At 67.0% G+C, this 19,652-nt stretch carries 16 protein-coding genes; 10 read left to right on the forward strand and 6 right to left on the reverse strand.

The annotated features are described in order from the left end of the window. The first annotated feature begins 26 nt into the window (after positions 1-26). Positions 27-689 (forward strand): ribose-5-phosphate isomerase RpiA, encoded by a 663-nt coding sequence (gene rpiA / locus ROZ00_10825; protein ID MDT3736710.1) that lies wholly within the window; start codon positions 27-29, stop codon positions 687-689. A gap of 81 nt (positions 690-770) precedes the next feature. Here rpiA and ROZ00_10830 read toward each other — a convergent pair whose 3' ends face one another. The 5 genes from ROZ00_10830 to ROZ00_10850 form a co-directional block, all read right to left on the reverse strand. Next, positions 771-1,043, reverse strand: a complete 273-nt coding sequence (locus ROZ00_10830) for an oxidative damage protection protein (protein MDT3736711.1) — start codon at positions 1,041-1,043, stop codon at positions 771-773. 128 nt (positions 1,044-1,171) lie between these two features. Next, entirely contained in the window at positions 1,172-3,238 is a 2,067-nt protein-coding gene (locus ROZ00_10835; GenBank protein MDT3736712.1) for a diguanylate cyclase, read from the reverse strand. Between the two features lie 11 nt (positions 3,239-3,249). After that, positions 3,250-4,572, reverse strand: coding sequence for an amino-acid N-acetyltransferase (argA, locus tag ROZ00_10840; GenBank protein MDT3736713.1), 1,323 nt, complete (start codon positions 4,570-4,572; stop codon positions 3,250-3,252). Between the two features lie 154 nt (positions 4,573-4,726). Further along, positions 4,727-6,211 carry a polyphosphate:AMP phosphotransferase gene (pap, locus tag ROZ00_10845; GenBank protein ID MDT3736714.1) on the reverse strand — a complete coding sequence of 495 codons (1,485 nt, stop codon included), beginning with the start codon at positions 6,209-6,211 and terminating at the stop codon, positions 4,727-4,729. A 15-nt stretch (positions 6,212-6,226) separates the two neighbouring features. Next, complete coding sequence (locus tag ROZ00_10850) at positions 6,227-6,952, reverse strand: 16S rRNA (uracil(1498)-N(3))-methyltransferase (protein MDT3736715.1); 726 nt, start codon at positions 6,950-6,952, stop codon at positions 6,227-6,229. A 42-nt stretch (positions 6,953-6,994) separates the two neighbouring features. Here ROZ00_10850 and ROZ00_10855 point away from each other — a divergent pair, with 42 nt between their 5' ends. After that, positions 6,995-7,555 carry a thioredoxin family protein gene (locus ROZ00_10855; protein MDT3736716.1) on the forward strand — a complete coding sequence of 187 codons (561 nt, stop codon included), beginning with the start codon at positions 6,995-6,997 and terminating at the stop codon, positions 7,553-7,555. Next, complete coding sequence (locus ROZ00_10860; GenBank protein ID MDT3736717.1) at positions 7,552-8,358, forward strand: inositol monophosphatase family protein; 807 nt, start codon at positions 7,552-7,554, stop codon at positions 8,356-8,358. Before ROZ00_10855 ends, ROZ00_10860 begins: the two co-directional genes overlap by 4 nt. Here ROZ00_10860 and ROZ00_10865 read toward each other — a convergent pair. Continuing rightward, positions 8,294-9,274, reverse strand: a complete 981-nt coding sequence (locus ROZ00_10865; protein ID MDT3736718.1) for a LysR family transcriptional regulator — start codon at positions 9,272-9,274, stop codon at positions 8,294-8,296. The genes ROZ00_10860 and ROZ00_10865 overlap by 65 nt on opposite strands. A gap of 130 nt (positions 9,275-9,404) precedes the next feature. Here ROZ00_10865 and ROZ00_10870 point away from each other — a divergent pair, with 130 nt between their 5' ends. From ROZ00_10870 to ROZ00_10900, 7 genes are all read left to right on the forward strand, one after another. Then, complete coding sequence (locus ROZ00_10870; protein ID MDT3736719.1) at positions 9,405-10,784, forward strand: ribulose-bisphosphate carboxylase; 1,380 nt, start codon at positions 9,405-9,407, stop codon at positions 10,782-10,784. A gap of 72 nt (positions 10,785-10,856) precedes the next feature. Continuing rightward, entirely contained in the window at positions 10,857-11,663 is an 807-nt protein-coding gene (locus ROZ00_10875) for a CbbQ/NirQ/NorQ/GpvN family protein (protein MDT3736720.1), read from the forward strand. Positions 11,664-11,696: 33 nt separating this feature from the next. Beyond that, positions 11,697-13,976: a VWA domain-containing protein gene (locus ROZ00_10880; GenBank protein MDT3736721.1), complete on the forward strand. Its 2,280-nt coding sequence runs from the start codon at positions 11,697-11,699 to the stop codon at positions 13,974-13,976. Between the two features lie 412 nt (positions 13,977-14,388). After that, a complete protein-coding gene (locus tag ROZ00_10885; protein ID MDT3736722.1) occupies positions 14,389-15,264 on the forward strand; it encodes a phosphoribulokinase in 876 nt (291 codons plus the stop codon). 102 nt (positions 15,265-15,366) lie between these two features. Beyond that, a complete protein-coding gene (gene tkt, locus ROZ00_10890) occupies positions 15,367-17,391 on the forward strand; it encodes a transketolase (protein ID MDT3736723.1) in 2,025 nt (674 codons plus the stop codon). A gap of 22 nt (positions 17,392-17,413) precedes the next feature. Further along, complete coding sequence (gene gap, locus ROZ00_10895) at positions 17,414-18,412, forward strand: type I glyceraldehyde-3-phosphate dehydrogenase (GenBank protein ID MDT3736724.1); 999 nt, start codon at positions 17,414-17,416, stop codon at positions 18,410-18,412. A 55-nt stretch (positions 18,413-18,467) separates the two neighbouring features. Then, on the forward strand, positions 18,468-19,649 hold the full coding sequence (locus ROZ00_10900; protein MDT3736725.1) for a phosphoglycerate kinase: 1,182 nt from the start codon (positions 18,468-18,470) through the stop codon (positions 19,647-19,649). The last annotated feature ends 3 nt before the right edge of the window (positions 19,650-19,652 follow it).

A 19,652-nucleotide genomic window follows, 5' to 3' on the forward strand; every position in this document is an offset into this window, starting at 1 on the left:
CCGAACCCATCAATCGGCAGGATGAAATGACCCAGGACGAACTCAAGCAGGCGGTGGCAAGAGCCGCCATCGACTACGTGGTGCCCGGCGCCATCATCGGCGTCGGCACCGGCTCGACGGCCAACCACTTCATCGACGAGCTCGGCAGGATCAAGGACCGCATCCCCGGCGCGGTGGCCAGTTCGGAAGCCACGGCCAAGCGGCTCGCCGGCCACGGCATCCAGGTGCTCGACCTCAACGACGTCTCCGACATCCCGGTATACGTGGACGGCGCCGACGAGATCGACTCATCCATGGCCATGATCAAGGGCGGCGGCGGCGCGCTGACGCGCGAGAAGATCGTCGCCGCCGTGGCGCAGAAGTTTATCTGCATCGCCGATGCTTCCAAGCTGGTGCAGACGATGGGCAGGTTTCCCTTGCCCGTCGAAGTCATCCCGATGGCCCGCGCCCACGTCGCGCGCGAACTGGCCAAGCTCGGCGGCGAGCCGGTGCTGCGCTCAGGCTTCACCACCGACAACGGCAATATCATCCTCGACGTGAAGGGCCTTTCCATCACCGACCCGAAGGCGCTGGAGACCCGCATCAACGCAATAGTAGGCGTCGTCACCAACGGCCTCTTCGCCCTGCGCGGGGCCGACGTCGCGTTGCTGGCCGGGACGGACGGCGTGAAGACGCTGAAGCGAAGCTGATCGCCGTATTGCAGAGACTGACTTTTCCCGAAACAAAAAAGCCGCGCACATGGCGCGGCTTTTTTGCGTCTCCGGCAAGGCTCAGGACTTCGGCGGCACGTAGCCCTGCACCTGGTCGGCGCCCGAGCCGAAGAAGTGCTTCTCCATCTGCTCGGCGAGGTATTTGCGCGCCTTGGCGTCGGCCAGGCTGAGGCGGTTTTCGTTGATCAGCATCGTCTGGAACTTGACCCACTGCTGCCAGGCTTCCTTGGAGACGTTCTCAAAAATGCGCTTGCCCAGCTCGCCCGGCACCGGCGGGAAGTCCATGCCTTCCGCCTCGCGGCCCAGCTTGACGCATTTCACCATGCGGCCCATTGCGATTCCTTTCGTGAGATGAAACGCCCGCGGCAGCGGGCGGCATGGAGCATTTTACCCCTTTAGGGCCTGTTGATCTTCATTTGGTCGGTGCGAACGGGTTGCGGCCAAATGAAGATCAACAGGCCCTAGTGCAGCTTCGCGCTCCCGAATACCGCCCAGCGGTTCTTGCCGCTCATCTTGGCCTGGTACATGGCGGAGTCGGCCCGGGCGATGATTTCCTCGCTGCTGGCGGCGTGCTTGGGATAGAGCGCGATGCCGAGGCTGGCGGTAAGCTGGACGTCACGTCCGGCGAAATTGAACCGCATGTCGGCGATCTTGCCGCCGACGCGGCGGGCCAGGCCGACCATTTCCTCCTCGTCAGCATCCGGCGCCAGGATGGCGAATTCGTCGCCGCCGACGCGGAAGAAGATCTCGTTGCGGCGGACGATGGCGCCAACCTCCTCGGCCAGGCGCATGAGGACGACGTCGCCGGCCTGGTGGCCGAACTCGTCGTTGATCGGCTTGAAGCCGTCGAGGTCGACGGCGAGCAGCCCGGCCTGGGCCTTGCGCCGCGAGGCGTCGGCGATGATGCGCTCGATCTCCTCGTGGAAGCGGCGGCGGTTGTAGAGGTTGGTGAGCGGGTCGCGCTCGGCCAGCTGGATGAGCTGGGCCTCGAGCTGCTTCTGGCGGGTGACGTCCTCGTAGATCCAGACGCGGCCGATGAAGCGGCCGGGCTTGTCGCCGGGCACGAGGGCGGAGATGTCGGTGATGATGCGGCCGTCCTGCAAGCCGATTTCGTAGGCGCCGCTGACTTCCTCGCCGGCCAGCACCTCCTCGATATGCCTGCGGAAGGCGACGTCCTCTTTGCACAGGCGGGCCATGCGGTCGATCATGCTGCTGTCGCGCAGCCCCGCCAGGTTCTCGTCGCGCGGCAGCTTCCAGATGTCGCGGCAGGCGTTGTTGATGTAGACGACGCGGTGGTTGCCGTCGGCGAAGAGCACGCCGATCTTCATGACGTTGAGCAGGGCTTCCAGGCGCGAGCGCTCCTCGTTGCTGTTGGTCAGGTAGTATTCCTTGAGCGCCTGCGCGCGGCGCAGCTCGACCACCGTGTCGAGCAGCTTCAGTTCGGCCTCCTTGCGGCCCTGGATTTCGTCCCCCGAGACGCGCAGGCCAAGGTACTCGCCGGTCGGGCTGTTGAGCGGCTGCCAGTTGAGCACCGTCCATACGACGCTGCCGTCCTTGCGCTTGAGGCGCACCTCGAAGTTGTCGCCGGTGCTGCCGCGCAGGGCCTTGAGCGCGACCTCGAGTGCCAGCTTGCGGTCCTTGTCGAACACCAGCATGTCCACCAGGTTGTTCGAGAGCAGGCACTCGAGCGGCGTGTAGCCGGTGATGCGTTCGACCGAGCGGTTGATCCAGATGAGGCGGCCCTGCGGGTTGAACCAGCCCTCGACACCGTAGGTGTAGTCGGCGATGGCATGGAAGCGCGCCTCGCTCTTCTTCAGCGCTTCGACGCGCTCGTCGAGCGCCTGCGACATGCGGTTGAAGGCCCGCGTCAGCGCGCCGACTTCGTCGTTGCTGCCGACCGGCAGGCGCACGGTGGTCTCGCCGCTTTCCAGCGCAGCGGCGCCGCGCTGCAGGATGCGCAGGCTGCGCGTCAGCCAGTAGCCGATCAGGGCCAGCAAGATCACGGTCAGCACGAAAGCGCCCCAGCCGATGGCGACGCTCTGCCACAGCAGCTGGTCGCTGGCCTGGCGCAGGTAGCGCGTGTCGATGCCGAAGCGCACGCTGCCGATCTCGCGGTCGCCGATGCGCAGCACGGTGACGCCGTCGAAGCGCTCGGCCTCGCGCGGCAGGCTGGAGAAGTCTTCCATGGAGGTCGGCAGCGGTTGGGCGGGATCCCAGCCTTCCGCCGCAACGATGCGCCTGGCGGCATCCTGCAGCACGACGTAGCTGGTGCCCTCCTGCTGCCCCAGCTGCCTGACCAGGCGCGTCAGCTTGACGTAGTCGCGCTCGGCCAACGGCACGGCAAGGGAGGCATTGTGGAGGACCTGCAATTCCGCCAGGTGGAGGTTCTCCCGTGCAATCAACGCATCGTCGAGCAGGCGCACGCTGTTGGCGACCTGCACCCACAGCACGAGCACCAGGACGAAGCAGGCCGCCGCGATGAGGCGGAAGCGCAGCGAAGCGGCCATGCCCTTGAGGGCTTCCAGCATGCCGACCTTTCCTACAAGGCCTTGCCCAGCACCTTGGAACGACGTTGCCAGTTGTAGAGCTCGCGCTTCTCGCGCGGCAGGGAGTCGACGCCGGCTTCCTTGAAGCCGCGCTCGATGAACCAGTGGGAGGTGCGCGTCGTCAGCACGAACAGCTTCTTCAGGCCGGCCTTGCGCGCCCGCACCTCCATGTAGTGCAGCAGCTGCTCGCCGTAGCCGACGCGGCGGTAATCGGGATTGACGGCCAGGCAGGCGAGCTCCGCCGCCTTGTCCTTGCTGAACGGATACAGGGCGGCGCAGCCGAGGATCACGCCGTCGTGCTCGAGCACGGAGAAGCGGCCGATTTCCATCTCCAGCAGTTCGCGGCCGCGCCGCACCAGCGTGCCGTCCGCCTCCAGCGGGGCGATCAGGCCGACGATGGCGGCGACGTCGTCGATGGTCGCCTCGCGCAGGCGCGCCAGCGGGTCGCGCGTGACGACCGTGCCGACGCCCTCGTGGGTGAACAGCTCGAGCAGCAGGCCGCCGTCGACGTCGCGGTCGACCAGGTGGGCGCGCTTGACGCCGGCGCGGGTGGCGCGCATGCAGCAGGGCAGGTAAAGGCCGAGATCCTCGGTCAGGCGCTTCGGCTTGCGCAGCACCTGCTCGGCTTCGTCGGCGGTGATCGCATCGATGAGCTGGCCACGGCGGTCGGTGACGCCGGGCGCATCGCACAGGAAGATGAGCTTCTCGGCCTGCAGGGCGACGGCCACCGACTCGGCGACCTCTTCCATGCTGAGGTTGAATATCTCGCCGGCGGGCGAAACGCCGATCGGGCTGATCAGGACGACGTTCTGCTGGTCGAGGTCGGCGCTGATCTCGTTGGCGACGATCTTGCGCACTGCGCCGGTGTACTGGTAGTCGATGCCGTCGACGACGCCGACCGGCTTGGCGGTAATGAAGTTGCCGCCGGTGACGCGCATCCAGGCGCCCGCCATCGGCGTGTTGGGCAGCCCCTGCGAGAGCAGTGCCTCGATCTCCAGCCGCGTGACGCCCATCGCCGCCTTGACGCACTCCAGCGCCGCGGCATCGGTGACGCGCAGGCCCTTGTGGTACTTCGCCTTGAGGCCGCGCCGCGCGAGCTCGGCCTCGATCTGCGGCCGCGCGCCATGCACCAGCACCAGACGGATGCCGAGTGCGGCGAGCAGGTTGCAGTCCTGCGCCAGCGCCTGCGCCAGGGCGCCTTGGGCCACCTCGCCGTCGAAGCCGATGACGAAGGTGCGGCCGCGGAAGGCGTGAATGTAGGGCGCCGCCTGGCGGAACCAGGAGACGTATTGCCGGGTGGGTTCGGGCGCTGTCATGTCGGCGTGTCGAGAAATGTCGTTAAACAGCAAGGCCAAGCCAATGTTTTGCTTGGATTTTAGCCCATGAAAATAGCACGGGGGCGGAAATATTTCACGCCCCCGTGCCGTTGTGCCCTGCTTTGCCGCCGTTCATCGGCGTCTCAGGCATTCATTACAGGGCGTCCTCGAGACGATCGCAGAGCGTCTTCAGCACCTTGATGCGGGCATGCAGCTTGTCGTTGGCCTCGACCAGGGTCCACGGCGCGATCTCGGTGCTGGTGCGGTCGATCATGTCGCAGACGGCTTGCTCGTAGTCGTCCCACTTCTTGCGGTTGCGCCAATCCTCCTCGGTGATCTTGAATCGCTTGAAGCGGGTCTTCTCGCGCTCCTTGAAGCGCTTGAGCTGCTCTTCGGCGGTGATGGCCAGCCAGAACTTGGCGACGATGGCGCCGCTCCTCACCAGTTGGTCCTCGAAGTCGTTGATCTCGGCGTAGGCGCGCATCCAGTCCTCCTCGCGGGCGAAGCCCTCGACGCGCTCGACCAGCACCCGGCCGTACCAGGAGCGGTCGAAGATGGTGACGCGGCCGATGCGCGGCACGTGCCGCCAGAAGCGCCACAGGTAGGGCTGGACGCGCTCTTCCTCGGTCGGCGCGGCGATCGGCACGATGGCGTACTGGCGCGCATCCAGCGCGCCGGTGATGCGGCGGATGCTGCCGCCCTTGCCGGCGGCGTCCGAACCCTCGAAGACGCAGATCAGCGAGCGCGCCTTGAACTTCGGGTTGCGCGTGAGCAGGTTCAGCCGCCCCTGGTACTTCTCCAGCTCCTTGTCGAATTTCTTCTTGGTCAGCGCCAGCTTCATGTCGAGCGAGTTGATGAGGTCGCGCCGGTCGGCGGCGGGCGGCGGCGGCGGCGCGCTGACGGCGACGCGGCGCGCGCCTTTCTTCTCCTGGTCGACGCGCTTCCTCATGGCGTCGAGCAGGATCTTCGCCACGGTGAGGTAGCGGTACTGCTCGTCGGTGCCCTCGACGACGATCCACGGCGCCACGCCGGTGCTGGTGTGGCGCAGCGTGTGCTCGGAGACGGCGCGGAACTTGTCGTAGATCTTGAAGTGCTCCCAGTCCGCCTCGGTGACGCGCCAGCGCGTGTCCTTGTCCTTCTCCAGCGCCTTGAGGCGCTTGCGCTGCGCATCCTTGGAGAGGTGGAACCAGAACTTCAGGATCAGCGCGCCCTCGTCGGCGAGCATCTGCTCGAAGCGGTTGATCTCCTCGATGGACTGGTCGAGGTCGGCCGCCTTGGTCTTCTTCAGCACGCGGTTGACGATGGGGTCGGTGTACCAGTTGCCGAAGAGGATGCCGATTTTGCCCCGCGGCGGCAGCGCACGCCAGAAGCGCCACATGAAGGGCCGCTCGCGCTCCTCGTCGGAGGGCGGCGGGAAGGCGTGGGTCTGGATGTGGCGCGGGTCCATCCAGGCGTTGAGCAGGTTCACCGTCTCGCCCTTGCCGGCGCCGTCTACGCCGTTGATGAGGATGATGACGGGAAATTTCTTCAACTCGCCGACGTCGAACTGCGCATCGAGCAGGTCGGCGCGCAGCTTCGGCGCCTCCTTGTCGAAGACCTCCTTGCTGATCTTGTGCCCCAGTTCCGCCGATTCGAACATAATCAGAACCTCCCCTCAGATGTCGCCGTAAAGCGCGCCCAGCGCAGCCAGCGCGGCAGGGCCCGCCGTTTCCGTACGCAGGACGCGCGGCCCGAGCGCCAGGTCCGCAAATCCCGCCAGCCTGGCCGCCGCCGCCTCCTCCTTGTCCAGTCCGCCTTCGGGCCCGACCAGCAGCAGGTAGCGGCTGCCGGCCATCTCGCGCGGCCGGCGCCCGCCCTGCGGCGAGAGCAGCAGCCTATTCATTTCATTGTCCTGCGGCAGGCGGCCGAGCCATTGCCGCAGATCAAGAATCGGCGCGATTTCCGGCAGCCGGTTGCGGCCGCACTGCTCGCAGGCGGAGATGACCACCTGGCGCCAGTGTTCGACGCGACGCGCGGCGCGCTCGCCCGACAGCCGCACCACGCTGCGCGCCGCCAGCAGCGGCTGGATGCGCGCGGCACCCAGCTCGACGGCCTTCTGCACGACGAAGTCCATCTTGTCGCCGGAGGGCAGCGCCTGCGCCAGCACCAGTTCCAGGGGCGACTCTCGCTCGACGGCAAGCCGATCGCCCAGCCGCACGCGCACGGCGCGGCCGGCCTCGGCGATCCGGCCGGGATACTCGCCGCCCTCGCCGTTGAACAGCGTCACGGCATCGCCGACGGACAGCCGCAACACGCGCAGCGCGTGGTGCGCGGCGTCCGACGGCAGTTCGGCCAGGCTGTTCGGCACCAGCGGTTGCGGACAGAAGAAGCGCGAAGTCATCGTGCTATTATTCCGCAGCCTTCACTTTTTTCCCACCGCATCATGGTCAGCCTCACCACCCCCATCTGCGACTTCGGCTGGAAGGCCCCCGACTTCGACCTGCCCGGCACCGACGGTCGCCGACACGGCCTGGCCAGCGCACGCGGCCCCAATGGCCTGCTGGTGATGTTCATCTGCAACCACTGCCCCTACGTCCAGGCGGTGCTCGACCGCATCGTGCGCGACTGCCGCGAACTGGCGGCGCACGGGGTGGGGTCGATTGCGGTCATGTCGAACGATCCGACCGACTACCCCGAGGATGCCTGGGACAACATGGTGGCGGTGTCGAATCGCATGGAATTCCCCTTCCCCTACGTCCTCGACGAGACGCAGGAAGTGGCGAAGGCCTACGGCGCGGTGTGCACGCCGGACTTCTTCGGCTTCAACGCCGCGCTGGAACTGCAGTACCGCGGCCGCCTCGACGCCTCGCGGAAAGAGTCAGTCCCGGCGGCACGGCGCGATCTGTTCGAGGCCATGCTGCAGGTAGCGCAGACCGGCCGGGGACCGCGCGAGCAGATCCCGAGCATGGGCTGCTCGATCAAATGGAAGGATGAAGCAAGGTGAGCTCGCCCTGGTACGAACTCGCCGCGGCAGTCACCCAGGTGGTGCGCGAGGTCGCCGCCCAGGTGGTGATGCCGCGCTACCTGCAGGTGGTGCGCGAGCACAAGGCCGACGGCACCATCTTCACGGAAGTCGACATTGCCGCCCAGCGCGCGCTGGCCGAGCGGCTGCAGCGCCTGCGCGAGCGCCCGATGCTGGGCGAGGAGGAGATGGGCGAGGCCGAGCAGCACCGGCTCTGGAACGAAGGCGCCGAGGGGCTGTGGGTGGTCGATCCCATCGACGGCACGACCAATTTCGTCGCCGGCCTGCCCTTCTTCGCCATCTCGGTGGCCTATTTCGTCGAGGGCCGCGCCGTCGTCGGCGTGGTCTACAACCCGGCGACGCGCGAGATGTTCTTCGCCTCGCGCGGCGGCGGCGCCATCATGAACGGCCTGCGCCTGCCGCTGCGGGCGCCGGCGGCCAGCCTCGCCGAGTGCGTCGCCGGCGTCGACTTCAAGCGCATCCCGAAGAAACTCGGCGACGACCTCGCCACGCGGCCACCCTACTACTCGCAGCGCAACTTCGGCTGCAGCACCCTGGAATGGGCCTATGCCGCCGCAGGCCGGCTCGACCTGCTGCTGCACGGCGGCCAGAAGCTGTGGGACTACGCCGCCGGCCGCCTGATCCTGGAGGAGGCGGGCGGGCGCATGTGCACCCTGAAGAAGGACGATTTCGACGCCGACGACCTGTGGAAGCGCTCCGTCATCGCTGCCGTCGATCCGCAGCTTTTTGCGGCCTGGCGCGACTGGATCCGCTCGCGGCGCTAGCCGCGACCTTCGCCGGCGGCTCGTCGAGCCCGCCGCTCTCCTTCAGCAGGAACTGGCGGAAGGCCTCCGCCACCGGCAGCAGGCGCTTCTCGGCGCGATGCACCACGAACCAGTGGCGCTTGAGCGGGGTGCCCGTCACATTCAGGCGGGCGATGTGGCCGGTGGCCAGCTCTAGCACGATGGTGCGCTCCGAGATGAAGGAGATGCCCATGCCGGCCATCACCGCCTGCTTGATGGTCTCGTTGCTGGTCATCTCCACGGTGCGCTGCGGCACGACGCCGTTCTCCGCCAGGAAGCGCTCCATCGCCGCCCGCGTGCCGGAGCCGGGCTCGCGCAGCAGGAAGCTTTCCTCCGCCAGCTGCTTCGGCGCGATGCGCTTCGCCCCCGCCAGCGGATGGTCCGGCGCCGCGACGAAGACCAGCGGGTTCTCGGCGAACGGCTCCGACACCGTCTCCAGCTCCTGCGGCGGGCGCCCCATGATGGCAAGGTCGATGTCGTTGTCGACGAGCTGCTGCACGATCTCGCCGCGGTTGTGCACGCCGAGGCGCAGCTCGACCTCCGGGTGCAGCTGGCGGAAGGCCGTGAGCAGGCGCGGCGCGAAATACTTGGCGGTGGACACCACGCCGATGTTGAGGCGACCGCCGCGCAAGCCCTTCATGGCCAGCAGCGCCTCCTCGGCCTCGCGCAGCTGCTGGGCGATGACGCGGGCGTGGCGCGCCAGCTCCTCGCCGGCCTCGGTGAGGAAGACGCGCTTGCCGACCTGCTCGGTGAGCGGCAGTCCCGCCGCCGCCTCCAGGCTCCGTACCTGCATGGACACGGCGGGCTGGGTCAGGTGCAGCTCGTCGGCGGCGCGCGAGAACGACAGGTGGCGGGCCACCGCCTCGAAAATCTTCAACTGGCGCAGGGTCAGGTGCATGGTCGGATCGTCCTGAAATCGTCCATAAGGAACAGTGCAAGAATACCATAACAAACATTTAGTTCACCTTATGGATTTTCGGGAATAGAGTGCGCCCCATACACAAACGACCGCGACACAAGGAGAGCACATGGACCAGTCGAACCGCTACGCCGACCTGAGCCTCAGGGAAGAGGACCTCATCAAGGGCGGCAAGCACATTCTTTGCGCCTACAAGATGAAGCCGAAGGCCGGCTACGGCTATCTCTCGGCCGCCGCCCACTTCGCCGCCGAGTCGTCCACCGGCACCAACGTCGAGGTGAGCACCACCGACGAGTTCACCAAGGGCGTCGACGCCCTGGTCTACCACATCGACGAGGCGGCCGAGGAGATGCGCATCGCCTACCCGATCGACCTCTTCGACCGCAACGTCAGCGACGGCCGCATGATGATCGTCTCCTTCCTGACGCTGACCATCGGCAACAACCAGGGCATGGGCGACATCGAGTACGCCAAGATGTACGACTTCTACATGCCCGAGCGCGCCATCCAGCTGTTCGACGGCCCGGCCAAGGACATCTCGGACATGTGGCGCATCCTCGGCCGCCCGGTCAAGGACGGCGGCTACATCGCCGGCACCATCATCAAGCCCAAGCTCGGCCTGCGCCCGGAGCCCTTCGCCAAGGCCGCCTACCAGTTCTGGCTCGGCGGTGACTTCATCAAGAACGACGAACCGCAGGGCAACCAGGTCTTCGCGCCGATGAAGAAGACCATCCCGCTGGTGTACGACGCGATGAAGCGCGCCATGGACGAGACCGGCCAGGCCAAGATCTTCTCGGCCAACATCACCGCCGACGACCACTACGAAATGATCGCCCGCGGCGAGTACATCCTCGAGGCCTTCGGCCCCGACGCCGACAAGGTGGCGTTCCTGGTCGACGGCTACGTCGGCGGCCCCGGCATGGTCACCACGGCGCGGCGCTGCTTCGCCAACCAGTACCTGCACTACCACCGCGCCGGCCACGGCGCCGTCACCTCGCCCCAGTCGAAGCGCGGCTACACCGCCTACGTGCTGGCCAAGATGAGCCGCCTGCAGGGGGCCTCCGGCATCCACGTCGGCACCATGGGCTACGGCAAGATGGAAGGCGAGAAGGACGACCGCGCCATCGCCTACATCATCGAGCGCGACGAGTACCAGGGCCCGGCCTACAACCAGAAGTGGTACGGCATGAAGCCGACCACGCCGATCATCTCCGGCGGCATGAACGCGCTGCGCCTGCCCGGCTTCTTCGAGAACCTCGGCCACGGCAACGTCATCAACACCGCCGGCGGCGGCTCCTACGGCCACATCGATTCCCCGGCCGCCGGCGCCATCTCGCTGCGCCAGGCCTACGATTGCTGGAAGGCCAAGGCCGATCCGATCGAGTGGGCCAAGCAGCACAAGGAATTCGCCCGCGCCTTCGAGTCGTTCCCGCAGGACGCCGACAAGCTCTATCCGGGATGGCGCGACAAGCTCAAAGGTCACAAGTAATCCGTTTACCAGTCGGATTACCGGTTAGCCCCTGACCCGCAAGGGCAGGGGCTTTTTTATTCGGAGGTCGTCATGAGTCAGGACGTCGAGCAGTACCGCATCGCCAAGGAACCCTTCTACCAGCCGCAGGGCGACGAGGTGGCGCTCTACGAGGCCGCCTACGCCGCGCGCCTGCCGGTGATGCTGAAGGGCCCGACCGGCTGCGGCAAGAGCCGCTTCGTCGAGCACATGGCCTGGAAGCTCGGCAAGCCGCTCATCACCGTCGCCTGCAACGAGGACATGACGGCCTCCGACCTGGTCGGGCGCTACCTGCTCGACCGCGAGGGCACACGCTGGCTGGACGGGCCGCTCACCACCGCGGCGCGCATCGGGGCCATCTGCTATCTCGACGAGATCGTCGAGGCGCGCCAGGACACTACGGTGGTGATCCACCCGCTCACCGACCACCGCCGCACGCTGCCGCTCGACAAGAAGGGCGAGGTGGTCGCCGCCCATCCCGACTTCCAGTTGGTGATCTCCTACAACCCCGGCTACCAGTCGCTGATGAAGGACCTCAAGCAGTCGACCAAGCAGCGCTTCGCCGCCTTCGACTTCGACTACCCGGAGCCGGCGCTGGAAGCACAGATCGTGGCGCGCGAGACCGGCATCGACGCGGAAACCGCCGGCCGCCTGGTGAAGCTCGCCGGCAAGGCGCGCAACCTCAAGGGCCACGGCCTCGCCGAGGGCGTGTCCACCCGCCTGGTCGTCTATGCCGCCCAGCTCATCCGCCACGGCGTCGCCCCGCGCGCCGCCTGCCGCACGGCGATGGCACGGCCGATCACCGACGACGCCGACATCCGCGCCACGCTCGACCACGCGGTCGACGCGATCTTCGCGTAAAAGTCAGTCTCCACAACACGGCGATTCGCCGACATGAGCAAGCCCGTCGACGCACGCAAGCGTGAAATGCATCATCCCCAGGTGCAAGCCTGGTGGCGCGAGATGGACTGCGGCTTCACGCAGGTGGCCGACGTCTTCGAGGAGTGCCTCTACGAGGCGCTGACCGCGTTCTCGAAACGGGAAATGGATGCCTACGTGGCGGCGGCCAAATATCTCAGCCGCCTCGGCCGCGGGCCGGAGCCGGTGCTGGCCTTCCTCGAGGCCTGGCCGGCAGTCGCCGCGGCGGCCGGCGCCGCGGTCCTCGAGGAGGTGATGGCCACCGCGTGCGCCCTGCAGGCCTCGCCCAACGGCCACGCCATCGCGCCCTTCCTGCAGACGCTGGCGCCGGTCGCACGGCGCCTCGCCTCGCGCGAGCAGCTCGCCTTCTACCTGGACATCGCGCGCGACCTGATGGCGCGCACCACCGGCTCCATCCATGGCCGCCACGCCACGATCGCCAGCCCCGGTCTGCCGGCCTTCTTCCGCCAGGCGCCGCAGCTCGTCGAGCAGCTGCCGATGGCGGGGCTGCAGAACTGGGTCGACTACGGTATCCGCCACTACGGCGACCACCCGCAGCAGCAGGAGGACTACTTCAAGCTGGCGCTCGCCGACAGCCGCGCCGTGCTGCAACGCGAACGCCACGGCACGCTGTTCGCCGACGCCGAGCGCCGCCTCGACCTGTATCTTCGTGCGCTGTGGCGCGACCCGCAGCCGCTGGTCCCCTACTCGAACGCCTACCACGAGCTGCGCCAGATCGTGCCCTACTACGACGGGCTCGGCATGCGCCTGCCCGACGTCCTCGACGCGCGCAACGGCATTTCGGGACTCGACCGCTACCGCGCGACGCTGGCGCACATGGCCGGCCACCGGCGCTGGTCGGCGCCGCAGATCGCCGACAACTGGAGCCCCTTCCAGCGCCTCGCCGTGGAGTTCATCGAGGACGCGCGCATCGACTGCCTGCTGATGCGCGAGTATCCCGGCCTCGCCCCCGACCTGCTCGCCCTGCATCCGCAGCCGGTCGAGGGCGCCTGCGATCCCGAAACCACGTCCTGCCTGCGCCACCGCCTCGCCATGCTCTCGCGCGCCTGCCTCGACCCGAACCACGGCTACGCCGATCCCGTCCTGAATGAAACCGTCGCCGCCTTCCAGGCCGCGCTCGCCGACGGGCCTTCCGGCACGGCGGAGATGGCGGAACTCGCGCTCGCCTGGGTGGCGCGCACGCGGCGCCCGGGCGACCAGCTGCCGCGCATCCATTTCGACGACACGGTGGTCGACTACCGCGACGACAACCGCCAGCTGTGGGCCTTCATCGAGGAAGGCGACGAGGAGGAAGCCTTCGACACGCGGAAAGAGACGAGCAAGACGGAGGAGCCGCAGGGCCTGCCGCCGCGCCACTATCCCGAGTGGGACCAGGCCACGGAGTCCTACCGCCCGGACTGGGTCAGCCTCTACGAGGCGCTGCACCCGGCCGGCGAGGCGGCGAAGATCGACCGCCTGCTGGACAAGCACGCCGCCCTCGCCCGCCGCCTGATGCGCCTGCTCGACCTCATCAAGCCGCAGAACAAGCAGCGCATCCGCTACCAGGAGGACGGCTCCGAGCTCGACCTCGACATCGCCATCCGCTCGCTGATCGACTTCAGGAGCGGCGTCACGCCCGATCCGCGCATCAACATGAACCACCGCACGAGCGGGCGCAGCATCGCCGTGCTGCTGCTGCTCGACCTGTCGGAATCGCTCAACCAGAAGGTCGCCGGCGGCGGGCAGACCGTGCTGGAACTCTCGCAGGAAGCCGTCTCGCTGCTCGGCATGGCCATCGAGCGCCTGAACGATCCCTTCGCCATCGCCGGCTTCCATTCCAACACCCGCCACGAGGTGCGCTACCTGCACATCAAGGGTTTCTCCGAGCGCTGGGACGACACGGTGAAGGGACGGCTCGCCGCCGCCGGCGCCGGCTGGTCGACGCGCATGGGCGCCGCCCTGCGCCATGCCGGCGCGGCCCTGGCCCAGCGCCAGGCCGACAAGCGGCTGCTGCTGCTGCTCACCGACGGCGAGCCGGCCGACATCGACGTGCGCGATCCAGAACATCTTCATGCCGACGCCAGGAAGGCCGTCGGCGAGCTGGCCGCCCAGGGCGTCGACACCTTCTGCCTCAGCCTCGACCCGAAGGCCGACGACTACGTGCAGGGGATTTTCGGGCGGCGACACCTGGTGCTGGACCGGGTCGAGCAGTTGCCGGAGAAGCTGCCGCTCCTGTACATGGCGCTGACGAAGTAGGGCCTGTTCACGCTAATTCTGTCGGTGCGAACGGGTCTTTCCGGATGCAGGGCAAGGCGCGGCGGCGAAGACAGTGGTCATTCCACGGCGAGCCGCCGCAACGCGGCCATGCGCCCGGAAAGATCCGTTCCCTCCGGGTTGCGGCCAGAAGCGCCGGCTGCGTCGTTGCGCTCCTTGTCAAGGGAATGGCCATTGACAGCGTCGCGCGCCTAGCAGTCGACGCTTCTGGCCACAACCCATCCGACAGAATTAGCGTGAACAGGCCCTAATCATCAGAGTTCTCTTATTCGTTCCATAACAAATTTTGAATGGAACTTATGCATCGCCCCGATTACAGTCCTGCAATCGTCGGCCGCCGCGCCTCGTCGCGCCCTGCCGCCCAAGAATTCAAACTATCAGCAAAGGGTAAGCCATGTCCGCCAAGCATCCCGTCATCGCCATTACCGGCTCCTCCGGGGCCGGCACATCCACGGTCAAGAAGTCCTTCGAGCACATTTTCCGCCGCGAAAGCATCCTGTCCGCCGTCATCGAGGGCGACAGCTTCCACAAGTACGACCGCGAGGAGATGAAGAAGGCCATCCAGGCCTCGGAAAAAGCCGGTGTCTGCGAGCACATCAGCCACTTCGGCCCCGAAGCCAACCTGTTCGAGGAGCTCGAGGCCCTGTTCAAGGGCTACGGCGAGACCGGCGCCGGCAAGCGCCGCTACTACCTGCACAACGAGCAGGAGGCCGAGCCGTGGAATCAGAAGCCGGGCACCTTCACGCCCTGGGAGGACCTGCCCCTGGGCACCGACTGCCTGTTCTACGAGGGCCTGCATGGCGGCGTCAAGACCGAGACGGTGGACGTCGCCCGCCATACCGACCTGCTGGTCGGCGTGGTGCCGACGGTGAACCTCGAGTGGATCCAGAAGATCCACCGCGACACCAGCACGCGCGGCTACTCGGTCGAGGCGGTGACCCAGACCATCCTGCGCCGCATGTACGACTACGTGCACTACATCACGCCGCAGTTCTCGCGCACCCACATCAACTTCCAGCGCGTGCCGGTGGTGGACACCTCCAACCCCTTCGTCGCCCGCGACATACCGACGCTGGACGAGTCCTTCGTGGTGATCCGCTACCGCGACCCGCACGGCGTGGACTTCCCCTACCTGCTGACGATGATCCACGACTCCTTCATGTCGCGGCCGAACTGCATCGTGGTGCCGGGCGGCAAGATGGAGCTGGCCATGCAGCTCGTCCTCACCCCGCTGATCCTGCAGCTGATGGAGAAGCGCAAGAAGGCCTGACGCCGAAGTCGTAGGTTCATTCACTACCAAAACCGCCCGGTTTGGAAGATAATTTGCAGTTTTCCAGCGGGCACCACTGATTCAGGAAACAAGGGGAAACAGATGTCCATCCAGAGTGCCACTTTCAGCGACTTCGAGACACCGGTGTTCAACAACCTGACCAGCGCCATCCGCGCCCTCGCCATGGACGCGGTCGAAAAAGCCAAGTCCGGCCACCCCGGCGCCCCCATGGGCATGGCGGAGATCGCCGAGGTGCTGTGGAACCACCACCTGCGCCACAACCCGGCCAACCCGAAGTGGGCCGACCGCGACCGCTTCGTGCTCTCCAACGGCCACGGCTCGATGCTCATCTACGCCCTGCTGCACCTGACCGGCTACGACGTCTCCATCGACGACATCAAGCAGTTCCGCCAGCTGCACTCGAAGACGCCGGGCCACCCCGAGTACGGCTACACGCCGGGCGTCGAGACCACCACCGGCCCGCTCGGCCAGGGCATCACCAACGCCGTCGGCATGGCCATGGCGGAGAAGTTGCTCGCCGCCGAGTTCAACCGGCCCGGCCACGAGATCGTCGACCACCGCACCTACGCTTTCCTCGGCGACGGCTGCCTGATGGAGGGCATCTCGCACGAGGCCTGCTCGCTCGCCGGCACCTGGGGCCTGGGCAAGCTCACCGCCTTCTGGGACGACAACGGCATCTCTATCGACGGCCACGTCGAGGGCTGGTTCACCGACGACACGCCGCGCCGCTTCGAGGCCTACGGCTGGCAGGTGATCCCCAATGTGAACGGCCATGATCCCGAGGCCCTTCACGCCGCCATCAACAAGGCCAAGGCCGAAACCTCCCGCCCGACCCTGATCTGCTGCCGGACCCGCATCGGCATGGGCGCGCCCAACAAGGCCGGCACCCACGACGTGCACGGCGCGCCGCTGGGCGACGCCGAGATCGCCGCCGCCCGTCCGCACATGGGCTGGGTGTTCCCGCCCTTCGAAATCCCGCAGGAAGTCTACGAAGCCTGGAACGCGCGCAAGAAGGGCGCCGCGCTGGAGTCCGACTGGAACCAGAAGTTCGAGCGCTATGCCAAGGCCTACCCGGATCTGGCCGCCGAATACCAGCGCCGCATGGCCGGCGAGCTGCCCGCCGGCTGGGCGGCGCATGCGCAGAAGGCCGTTGCCGAGATCAACGCCAAGGGCGAGACCGTCGCCACGCGCAAGGCTTCCCAAATTGCCATCAACGCCCTGGCGCCAGCCCTGCCCGAGTTCGTCGGCGGCTCGGCTGACCTGACCGGCTCGAACCTGACCAACTGGGCAGGCTGCAAGCACGTCTCCGGCCGCACGCCCGGCAACTACATCTCCTACGGCGTGCGCGAGTTCGGCATGTCGCACATCATGAACGGCATGGCCCTGCACGGCGGCATCCTGCCCTTCGGCGGCACCTTCCTGATGTTCTCGGAATACGCCCGCAACGCCATCCGCATGTCGGCGCTGATGAAGCAGCGCGTGATCTACGTGTTCACGCACGACTCGATCGGCCTCGGCGAGGACGGCCCGACGCACCAGCCGGTCGAGCAGACCGCCACGCTGCGCATGATCCCGAACATGGACGTCTGGCGCCCCTGCGACACCGTCGAGACGATGGTGGCGTGGACCCAGGCGGTGGAAAAGAAGGCCGGCCCGACGGCGCTGTGCCTGTCGCGTCAGAACCTGCCCTTCGTCAAGCGCACCGACGCCATGCTTGCCAACATCGAAAAAGGCGGCTACGTGCTCTCCGAGGCACAGGGCAAGGCCCAGGCGGTGATCATCGCCACGGGCTCGGAAATCGATCTCGCGCTCAAGGCGCAAGCAGCACTGGCGCAGGAAGGCGTCGCCGTGCGCGTCGTCTCCATGCCCAACACCAACGCCTTCGACCGCCAGGACGCCGCCTACAGGGAGAGCGTGCTGCCGAAAGGCTTGCCGCGCGTCGCCGTGGAAGCCGGCGTCACCGACGGCTGGTACAAGTACGTCGGACTGGAAGGCAAGGTGGTCGGCCTCGACCGCTTCGGCGAGTCGGCACCGGCCGGCGTGCTGTTCAAGGAATTCGGCTTCACGGCGGAGAACGTCGCGAAGGCCGTGAAATCGGTTCTGTAACTTCCCATCTGGAGATCATCTCATGGCTATCAAAGTCGGCATCAACGGTTTCGGACGCATCGGTCGCATGGCCTTCCGCGCCATCGCCAAGGACTTTCCCGAGATCGAGGTCGTCGCCATAAACGACCTGCTCGAGCCCAGCTACCTGGCCTACATGCTGCAGTACGACTCGGTGCACGGCCGCTTCAACGGCAGCATCGCCGTCGAGGGCAGCAACCTGATCGTGAACGGCAAGAAGATCCGCCTGACCGCCGAGAAGGATCCSGCCAACCTGAAGTGGGGCGAGGTCGGCGCCGACATCGTCATCGAATCCACCGGCTTCTTCCTGACCAAGGACACCTGCCAGAAGCACCTCGACGCCGGCGCCAAGAAGGTCGTCCAGTCGGCCCCGTCGAAGGACGACACGCCGATGTTCGTCTACGGCGTGAACCACGAGAAGTACGCCGGCGAGAAGATCGTCTCCGCCGCCTCCTGCACCACCAACTGCCTGGCCCCCGTCGCCAAGGTGCTGCACGACAACTGGGGCATCAAGCGCGGCCTGATGACCACCGTGCATGCCGCCACGGCGACGCAGAAGACCGTCGACGGCCCCTCCTCCAAGGACTGGCGCGGCGGCCGCGGCATCCTCGAGAACATCATCCCGTCCTCGACCGGCGCCGCCAAGGCCGTCGGCGTGGTGCTGCCCGAGCTCAACAAGAAGCTCACCGGCATGGCCTTCCGCGTGCCGACCTCCGACGTCTCGGTGGTCGACCTCACCGTCGAGCTGAACAAGGAAGCCTCCTACGAGGACATCTGCAAGGCCATGAAGACCGCCTCCGAAGGCGCGCTGAAGGGCGTTCTCGGCTACACGGAGGACAAGGTCGTCGCCACCGATTTCCGCGGCAATTCGCAGCCGTCGATCTTCGACGCCGACGCCGGCATCGCCCTGGACAAGACCTTCGTCAAGGTCGTCTCCTGGTACGACAACGAGTACGGCTACACCTGCAACATGCTGCGCTTCGTCAAGCACGTCGCCAAGTAAATTCTCCTTGCAGCGGCCGGCGCGCACCGCGCGCCGGCCGCCTCCCCGGACAGCCATGAAATTCAAGAAACTCACCGATTTCGACCTCGCCGGCAAGCGTGTCTTCATCCGCGCCGACCTCAACGTGCCGGTCAAGGACGGCAAGGTCACCTCCGACGCCCGCATCACCGCCTCCATGCCGACCATCGAGCACTGCCTGAAGGCCGGCGCGAAGGTGATGGTCACCTCCCATCTCGGCCGCCCCGAGGAGGGCGTGTTCACCGAGGAGAACTCGCTCAAGCCGGTCGCCGACGTGATGGCCGCCAAGCTGGGCCGGCCGGTGCGCCTGGTGCGCGACTGGGTCGACGGCGGCTTCGACGTGAATGCCGGCGAAGTGGTGCTGCTGGAGAACTGCCGCTTCAACAAGGGCGAGAAGAAGAACGTCGAGACGACCGCCCGCAAGTACGCCGCCCTCTGCGATCTCTTCGTCATGGACGCCTTCGGCACCGCCCACCGCGCCGAGGGCACCACCTACGGCATCGCCCAGTTCGCGCCGGCGGCCTGCGCCGGCCTGCTGGTGGCCGAGGAACTGGAGGCCCTGTCGAAGGCCCTGCTCGCCCCGGCCCGGCCGATGGTCGCCATCGTCGGCGGCTCCAAGGTGTCGACCAAGCTGACGGTGCTAGAATCGCTGTCCGAGAAGGTCGACCAGCTGGTGGTCGGCGGCGGCATCGCCAACACCTTCCTCAAGGCCACCGGCAGGAACGTCGGCAAGTCGCTGTGCGAGGACGACCTGGTGCCGACGGCGAAGGTCCTCATGGAGAAGATGGCCAAGCGCGGCGCCACCATCCCGGTAGCCGTCGACGTGGTCTGCGGCAAGAAGTTCGACGCCGCGGAAGCCGCCGTGCTGAAGGACGCCGGCGCCGTGGCCGACGACGACATGATCTTCGACATCGGCCCGAAGAGCACGCAGGCGCTGGTCGACATCATCATGAAGGCCGGCACCGTGGTGTGGAACGGCCCGGTCGGCGTCTTCGAGTTCGACCAGTTCGGCGAGGGCACGAAGAAGATTGCCGCGGCCATCGCCGCGACGAAGGCCTTCACCCTGGCCGGCGGCGGCGACACCATCGCCGCCATCCAGAAGTACGGCATCTACGACAAGGTCTCCTACATCTCGACGGCCGGCGGCGCCTTCCTCGAGTTCCTCGAGGGCAAGGTCCTGCCCGCGGTGGACATTCTCGAGCAGCGGGCCAAGGACTGAACA

The organism is Denitratisoma sp. (genome assembly GCA_032027165.1).
GTDB lineage: Bacteria > Pseudomonadota > Gammaproteobacteria > Burkholderiales > Rhodocyclaceae > Desulfobacillus.

What these genes read in the sequence shown, in the direction of transcription:
- rpiA (MDT3736710.1), top strand. Translation starts at nt 27, where the DNA reads ATGACCCAGGACGAACTCAAGCAGGCGGTGGCAAGAGCCGCCATCGAC.
- ROZ00_10830 (MDT3736711.1), bottom strand. Translation starts at nt 1,043, where the DNA reads ATGGGCCGCATGGTGAAATGCGTCAAGCTGGGCCGCGAGGCGGAAGGC.
- ROZ00_10835 (MDT3736712.1), bottom strand. Translation starts at nt 3,238, where the DNA reads ATGCTGGAAGCCCTCAAGGGCATGGCCGCTTCGCTGCGCTTCCGCCTC.
- argA (MDT3736713.1), bottom strand. Translation starts at nt 4,572, where the DNA reads ATGACAGCGCCCGAACCCACCCGGCAATACGTCTCCTGGTTCCGCCAG.
- pap (MDT3736714.1), bottom strand. Translation starts at nt 6,211, where the DNA reads ATGTTCGAATCGGCGGAACTGGGGCACAAGATCAGCAAGGAGGTCTTC.
- ROZ00_10850 (MDT3736715.1), bottom strand. Translation starts at nt 6,952, where the DNA reads ATGACTTCGCGCTTCTTCTGTCCGCAACCGCTGGTGCCGAACAGCCTG.
- ROZ00_10855 (MDT3736716.1), top strand. Translation starts at nt 6,995, where the DNA reads ATGGTCAGCCTCACCACCCCCATCTGCGACTTCGGCTGGAAGGCCCCC.
- ROZ00_10865 (MDT3736718.1), bottom strand. Translation starts at nt 9,274, where the DNA reads ATGCACCTGACCCTGCGCCAGTTGAAGATTTTCGAGGCGGTGGCCCGC.
- ROZ00_10870 (MDT3736719.1), top strand. Translation starts at nt 9,405, where the DNA reads ATGGACCAGTCGAACCGCTACGCCGACCTGAGCCTCAGGGAAGAGGAC.
- ROZ00_10875 (MDT3736720.1), top strand. Translation starts at nt 10,857, where the DNA reads ATGAGTCAGGACGTCGAGCAGTACCGCATCGCCAAGGAACCCTTCTAC.
- ROZ00_10880 (MDT3736721.1), top strand. Translation starts at nt 11,697, where the DNA reads ATGAGCAAGCCCGTCGACGCACGCAAGCGTGAAATGCATCATCCCCAG.
- ROZ00_10885 (MDT3736722.1), top strand. Translation starts at nt 14,389, where the DNA reads ATGTCCGCCAAGCATCCCGTCATCGCCATTACCGGCTCCTCCGGGGCC.
- tkt (MDT3736723.1), top strand. Translation starts at nt 15,367, where the DNA reads ATGTCCATCCAGAGTGCCACTTTCAGCGACTTCGAGACACCGGTGTTC.
- ROZ00_10900 (MDT3736725.1), top strand. Translation starts at nt 18,468, where the DNA reads ATGAAATTCAAGAAACTCACCGATTTCGACCTCGCCGGCAAGCGTGTC.